The organism is Brachyspira innocens ATCC 29796 (assembly GCF_000384655.1).
Classification (GTDB): domain Bacteria; phylum Spirochaetota; class Brachyspiria; order Brachyspirales; family Brachyspiraceae; genus Brachyspira; species Brachyspira innocens.
The window spans coordinates 24,316-31,906 of record NZ_ARQI01000095.1; the positions used below are offsets into that span (position 1 = coordinate 24,316).

The 7,591-nt window shown below is 27.0% G+C and carries 5 protein-coding genes; all 5 read right to left on the bottom strand.

Going from position 1 to position 7,591, the window contains the following annotated elements; genetic code table 11:
- Positions 1-41 precede the first annotated feature (41 nt).
- On the bottom strand, positions 42-641 hold the full coding sequence (locus tag F811_RS0104770) for a hypothetical protein (RefSeq protein WP_020004140.1): 600 nt from the start codon (positions 639-641) through the stop codon (positions 42-44).
- A 2-nt stretch (positions 642-643) separates the two neighbouring features.
- Entirely contained in the window at positions 644-3,382 is a 2,739-nt protein-coding gene (locus tag F811_RS0104775; RefSeq protein WP_020004141.1) for a hypothetical protein, read from the bottom strand.
- A 222-nt stretch (positions 3,383-3,604) separates the two neighbouring features.
- Positions 3,605-4,486 carry a hypothetical protein gene (locus tag F811_RS0104780; RefSeq protein WP_020004142.1) on the bottom strand — a complete coding sequence of 294 codons (882 nt, stop codon included), beginning with the start codon at positions 4,484-4,486 and terminating at the stop codon, positions 3,605-3,607.
- Between the two features lie 58 nt (positions 4,487-4,544).
- Positions 4,545-6,122, bottom strand: a complete 1,578-nt coding sequence (locus tag F811_RS0104785) for a hypothetical protein (protein WP_020004143.1) — start codon at positions 6,120-6,122, stop codon at positions 4,545-4,547.
- 222 nt (positions 6,123-6,344) lie between these two features.
- Complete coding sequence (locus F811_RS16005; protein ID WP_020004144.1) at positions 6,345-6,932, bottom strand: hypothetical protein; 588 nt, start codon at positions 6,930-6,932, stop codon at positions 6,345-6,347.
- Positions 6,933-7,591: the final 659 nt, after the last annotated feature.

The following is a 7,591-nucleotide window of genomic DNA, read 5'->3' on the forward strand; positions in this document are numbered from 1 at the left end:
TTTACTGCCTACTTCGGCTCACTTATTTAATATTACTTTTATTAATTTTCTTTTGGGTATTCTTCTTTTATTGCTTGTCTTTTTATTTGTAAACTTTCAAGCTGTGATTTTTGTTCTTCTGTAAGCAAACCTTGACTTGCTAAACTATTTAATACACTGTCTACAAGTTCTGCTCTTGCTCCGTCTAAATTGATTTGATATTGTCCTTGTCTTTGACTAATTATATAATTATTATATTCTTCAGCTGTTATTAAATTATCATTAAATAATTCTTCATAACTTTTTGAAGTGATATATTTTCTACCGTATTCATTAGTTACTATCTTTTGTCTGTCATCTATTTTTTCAAGACATCTTTCAATCAAAACAATTAAATCATCTTCATTATTTTTATTTAATTCTCTAATAACATCATCATCAATTATTTCATTATCTTTTAATGTTATAATATTTTCTTTTACTTGTTGTTCAAGGCTTTTTACTGAACCGTCATCATTATAAGCCCTTATATCATTTTGACTTAAATCCTTACTATTATGCTCTTTTATAGCTTCATTAGATTCTAACTGAAAATCATTAATACTTTGACCTTCAACAAAATAACATTTATAAGTATTTTTATCATATACAGCAAATATCATTTTTATACTCCTGCCATTATTTGACTTACTGTTTTACCATTTATTGTAAGTAATTTATATACTCTTATTAATCTGTTTCTTACTCTAAACTCATTAGCTGTAGTGTAAGCATAAGAAAGGTTTATTCCTATATCGTATGCTTCGCGTGGTACTCCACCTGCTAGTATTACTGACCTCCTTCCTCCCTTATAAAATACACCTGTAGGGTATGATAGATAGCTTATCAACCCTACAATATTCCCCTGACCATCATCTCCATAATTAACATTTCCAGTAGCATTTCTACCAGCATCACCCTGTAACCCAGTACTTCTGCCGCTACTAGCTAAACTTCCTTCGGTTCTAAAATATACGCTTTCACTATTAAACATTATCTGCCAAGTAGTAGTAATACCGTACATTTTTTTATACCAGACACTAGGAGCTTCATTGGCATCAAAAACTCCGCTTGCATTTGCATACTGCGTATAATAGGCTGGTATCATATAAAGACTAGATAAAACATCAATTTTCTTTCCTAATTCCAAATCTTTATCATTCAGAACCTCCCCTAACTGCTGTACATTCCTAACATCTTGATAAATAGGATTAAGCGTAAAGTTTTTGTCTGGTGTGAGATTGAAAGTAATAGTATCGCCAACTTGTATATCTGTATCATCTTGATACATTAAGAGTAATAAATAAGGGAGAGCTCCTAATTCTGTTTGATTAGCTTTAGCAAAAGCAAATTTTAACGGCTTACCTGAACTCGAAGTTATACCATTTGTATTTTTTAATTCATGAACAGAACTAATATCAGGAGTATAAAAATAATTCTCTATAATAGGACTATAAAAACCAATAGTAAGACCTGCCTCTTCTTTTTGTGTGTATTCCCCTTTCAATATAACCGTATCATTATTCTGTACTAATGTAAAATGATAGAAGTCTATTATTTTTTGTGTTGTCATAAATCCGTTAGAACACGCAAATATATTAGTATCTTCATTCCTTAATACTCTATTTTTTATATTAAGAGTTAATAGACATATTGTGTTTGGAGCAATTTCTTCTAAAGCCTCACTTTTTATTATTAAAAAATTATATGAATTAATGCCATTAGTTATTTTAAATTTTGATTTTACTTGTAATGTCCTTGTTTCTATCAAATCATAATTAATACTTCCATCTTCATTAATAGGAGGATTATTTTGCAATTCCTCTATATTAGTTATTTCTTCCCACAATATTTCTCCATCTAAAGCCTCATAATAAGTTTCTTCGCTTTCAGATACTGTTTCAAAAAATTGATTGATTGTGCTATGGAGTTTATATAAATTAGTATTTTCTTGATGTAAAATAATTTGGTTATTTGCTATAAAAGGCGAAAGAGCTTTATACTCTATAAAATAATCATTATTAGTTTTTTTTATGCTAATAGCTATATTTTCAGCATTTACAAAATCTATAGTTTCTGGTATTTCTGTTTTGAACTTCGGAAAATCATAACCTGCTAACTGCTGTAATTTTGCGTTTGTATTATCAAAACTCACATCTATTGCTTCACTTGAACCGTTTCCTCCGCCTGTACTTATTAAAACACATTTACTTATATCCATATTCCAATTTGAAGCAGTAAAACTTTCATTAACTTTATATATTTTATCATCTTTGATAATTAAATCATTTATAATATAGAGACTGCCAAGTTCATATTCTTTATTTACTCCGCCCTCTACACTTATAGCATTGCCGTATAAATTAATATTATTGCCTGCGATTAAACTATCCTGCTTATTAGACTTTAATTTCTCTATTGCCTTTTGAACTGTATTTGTATTATTTCCAAAAGAAGAATTACTATCATCATAAAAAGTATTATCTGCTTTTATTAATGTTTCTATTTTTTGCTGAATACTGTCCCAAATAGGATTATCTATATCTTCAAGCACTTTATATAAAATATTATCTTTTATAACAATTTGATTTTTATATATTTTAGTTATTCCGTCAAACCAAATAATTATATCCTGTAAAGGCTTTAATAATCCGTTTAAATTAGTTAATACTCCGAGAGACTTCTGATATAAAAAATCTTTTTGTACTATAAAAAAATTATTATTATATTCTATTAATTCATTCGCTTTATAGCTATTATCAAGTTCTAATTTTTTGAAAGGTGTTAAAAGACTACAATTACTTTTTAAATAATAATCCGTACTGTCGCTTGTAAAATCTTTAAAAACCCTATAAAGATAGCCATTGTATTTTATTATGTCATTAATTTGATAATCTTCATTCTCATAATAATTTTTAATAGGATAATTAATATCAAGAGTGTTTAACCTTTTAGCTATCTCATCAAACATAAAAGAAGAAAATGTACTGCTGTAAGTTGTAATTGTAAAATCAAATTTTTTATTTAAATCACTTGGCGGAAAGAAAACTATACTCTTAAAATCAAGTTCATTTCTTATCAGATAAACTTCATTATCTTTAACTTGAACTGTCTGTAAATCTTCAAGACTTTCTAAAACTTGGGGATAAACTTTTATACCGTTTATCAAAAACTCCATTTCTTCAACTGCCCCATCAACAGCATAACCAATATCTGCACAAAAAAGCCTCTCTCCAGAAAATACTTTTACATGTACATTATCAGTATTGAGAGAAAATCCTCCTGAAACTGTTTTTAGTTCAAAAGTTTTATCGCTTATTTTATATTGAAAAGGAGCTTGTATATTATTTTCATTAAGATTCATTTATAATATTTCCTTAATTATTTGTTATTTATTTTTTAATAGATTTTTATTCAAGACTATAAATTTTATTAAAAATGATTTTTTGAATATATTATTAATTAATAAACATCAATCAAAAAGATAATAGAATTATAATAAAAAAGAATTGTGATAAATATAAATTATAGATTTGCAGTGAATATGATAATTTGAAAATTTAATTTTTTATAATATTATAAAAAATCACTCTTTATACCTTACCAAAAAATATAAATATGCTGTTATAGTATTTTCACTATTATTTTTTATTCCTAGTACTGGCTTATTTTCAAGTATAGGAAACCATTTTAAATTAGGAAGTCCAGCCTGATAATTAGTAAAACTTTTTTGAAACTCTCCGCCATAATAATAATGTGATGAACTGCTTCCAAACCAGCCTATGAAAGGAGCAGAATCATTTTTATTTTGATAAAGACCGTATGAAGAAAGAGAAAGTAAAGCATCAGTATTACCTATCACATAACCCGCTGCCTGCAAATACTCTAAATCATCTCTCCAAGTCAATTCCCAATATTGTGTACCTGAATCTGTTTTTGTTATAGTTTCTTTTATTATAAAAGCAGAATTATTTTTTATGCTGTCTATCATACTATTAATCTCCTCTATATATGAAGGAACTCCAACTGTCCTTTCAAACATGTCATTAAGAACGCCTGAAGTTATTGAAGTAGTTATAAAACGCCCTCTTACTATCTTTAGTTTTTTCCCTTTATAAACATTATTTAAAAAATAAGTACCTCTAAGAGCATCTTTATTAAACCAAAATATCTGCCCATCTTTAGGCATATATTTATTATTTCCTATCTCTCCTATTACATTTAATAAATCAGATATTTTTGTATTATCATCATATATCTCAAATGTACAGTCATTAAGAAAGGAAAGAGAATTAGTTAAAAGACCTGTTGATACTGCTACGTATCCTGCATTTTCAAAAGGCTCATCATTAGGTATTTCAAAATATAGATTTTCTGCTGTATAGAGAGAGTTTTCATCGGTAAAAGGATTGTATGTATTGGCAAGTCCGAAATAATTTAATATAGTTCCTTTAGTGCTTGATATCATAAATATTCACTCCTATTATTGAAACTTATTCATTTAAAATTATTACTGCAATATTAGATTAATAATCACTATAGCTTAAAAGTTTTTCAAGATTCTTTCTTTTCTCTTCCTGATTATATAAATAATTTGTGAGTTTTATATTCATCTTTGACAATTCCAAATCTATATTAAGAGCATTATTTTCAAATTTATAATCTATAGTACGTATATTCATATCTGTAATTCTTGAAGCTGAATCAAAAAAGCAAATAAATTTTTCATAAAGTATATTGCCCCTCTCTGAAGTTATTATTATATCTCTTTTATCATAGCCTCTAACATCAAATACTCCGAAACCATTTTGAAAATACTTTCTTTGAAAATGATTTTTATCTTCTATTTGAAATATGGCTGAAATATTTTTATTATCCTCCCCTTCAATTCCATTTGAGAAAAATATTACTATCTTTGTGATATTATAGCTTTGATTGCAAATCTCTTTATAGTATCTGTCTATATCTGTGAGTGTTACTGATTGCTGCTGTTTATAATTAGGATATTTTCTGTATTCTATACTCTCATCAATATCTATTATATCCGATGAATACACTTCATTTAATCTGCTTTCTGCTACTGTGAAATCATTAAAATCTATAATCTGATAAAAGTTATTAGTAGGTTTCAATATGCACTCTACACATTCGTTTATACTCAAATCATTATTTTTACTGTTTAGTCCTTTTATTTGTACAGTCTCTTTTTTTGTCTGACTGGTTAAAAATTTATAGGCAAACTCATAAGCTAAATCATAATTTTCTAACTTGTATTCTATTTCAAATATATCAGTCTTTATACCTATTTCTTTTTCTAAAGGTATAGCAGGATAAAGTTCATCAGCACCTACTATTTTTGGAAGAGTTCTGTATACTTCTTTCTCAACTCCTTCATCATCTATAATAACATCTTTCATCTTTATAATATAACGGCTTACCAAATCTGCAGAATCCTCTTCATAATCACTATCTGAAAAATCATTATTATGCCAATTTAATTTTCTGCTTGGTATATCCGAAAACTCTTTAAAATAAAAATAACCGTCAAAATCTACTCCCCAGCACCAAGTATCGGACATACTCTCTTCAACCTCATCAAGTATATCTGAAATATTTTTTCCGCTAAAAGACATTGTTATTTTTTTATCATTATTAAGAGTAATATTTTTTTCATCAAATATTATACCCATCTCTTCAATCTTTTCTTTTAATAATAAAACTATATCCAATGCCCCTTTAGTAGATTCTAATATCAAATCGCCCTGTATATACTGATAAAGAAGTTTTCCCCATATAGGTATAATACTCAAATTAAGTCCTGCATTATCTATACTCTCAATATATCCTGCAAATCTTTTTTTTCCGTTAAGATAATATTCCACTTTATCATTAATACTAAAATAATTTAAAGGCATACTGAAACTTACTTTGCTTGTATTGCCCCCTCTTTTATTAACTATAAACTCATAGCTTAAGTAACTATTATAAGCATTCTCTGCATATATATTATCATTAATCTTTATATAATTGCCGAACTCTTCAAAACCTACATAAGGACTAGGAGGAAGTTTATATATTTTATTTCTTAAAAAATGATAAGGCATTCTTCGCATTATATTAAAATACCTCTCTTATATCTTACTAACGCTTTAATGCATGTCTGATTGCTTTCTAAATAAAAAACATTATTTCCAACATTAAGCTCAGGCTGAATACCTTTATAGTCATATGAAACACCATTTATATTTAGTCTTTCCCCGTCAAAGTCTATATTATAAACTCCGTTTCTTAATTCTGCATAGCACTGTATTCCGAAATTATCCCTATTAGCAAATAAAAACTCTAAAACTCCTCCAACAACTATAAACTATAAACTCTAAATTAAAACATAAAGGCACTGGAACCAAACTTAATGATTTATAATTAATATCCTGCTTATTATCCTCTGTAACGGCAATCTCGTACTCCTCTTCTTTTTGTCTTAAAAATACTTTATCCAATGCCTCAAGTGTAATATCTACTACTCCCAAATTATTTATATACGTAATATTATATCCGCCTACAGATTTAATAATATATTCTGCCTCATAAATCTCATCTTCAAAAATAGTCCTTATAAAATATCTTTTAATATTACTTGATAGTATCATGCTCGTATATTTGGCATACTGATCTTCTATTTTTACCCATATGCCTAAATCATTTTTATATTCATAAATGGGTATACTTATATTAAAACTTCTGCCGCTTGAAATACTGCCTATTCCTGTTTTTATAGAATAAGCTCTGTTTCCGTCTGATGTTTTATAATCTGTTTTTATATCATCAGCTTTTATACTTTGTGCTTCGCTTATAATATCAAAAATATCTTCCGAATACTTATCTCTTACAATTAACTGAAAATTAAAAGACATAAATAAAACTCCTAAATATATTTATATCAATATATTATTAATAAAAAATATAAGTCATTATAAGTAATAATTTCTACGATTATAATTAAGTATAAAAAGTACACAATTTAAATTACGCTTTGGGCGGGTGCACTTTTTGAAGTGAAAGTTCAAGAGATTTAATCAAAGTTTATATAAAAAATAAAGCCTTAAAATCTAAAAGGGCGGGGATTAAAGTAAAGTTTTAAAATTTACTATCATTCCCACCCTTTAAATTTTTCAATACTATCTGTTATTTATAAATGATTTTTCTTTTTTTAACTTTAACTGTTACTCTGGCTTCCAACCCAAGCAGTTTTTAAATTTATGATATATTCAACGCACGTTCAATCGATTCTTATATAGTGCAAAATTAGAATTATAAAATTGAACTATATATAAAAATACTCTCTGCGTGCGTTTAGAAAAGCCTTAATTTAAATAACGCTTTGGGCGGGTGCAATTTTTGAAGTGAAAGCTAAAAAGATTTAATTAAACTAATATAAAAAATAAAGCTTTTAAATCTAAAAGGGCGGGATTAAATTAAAATTTTGAAAATTATTTTAACTCCCACCCTTTAAATTTAAAGGCATTATTTTCTATTTTAGAAACGCTTTTTATTTCTTTAGCTTTAATTGTTA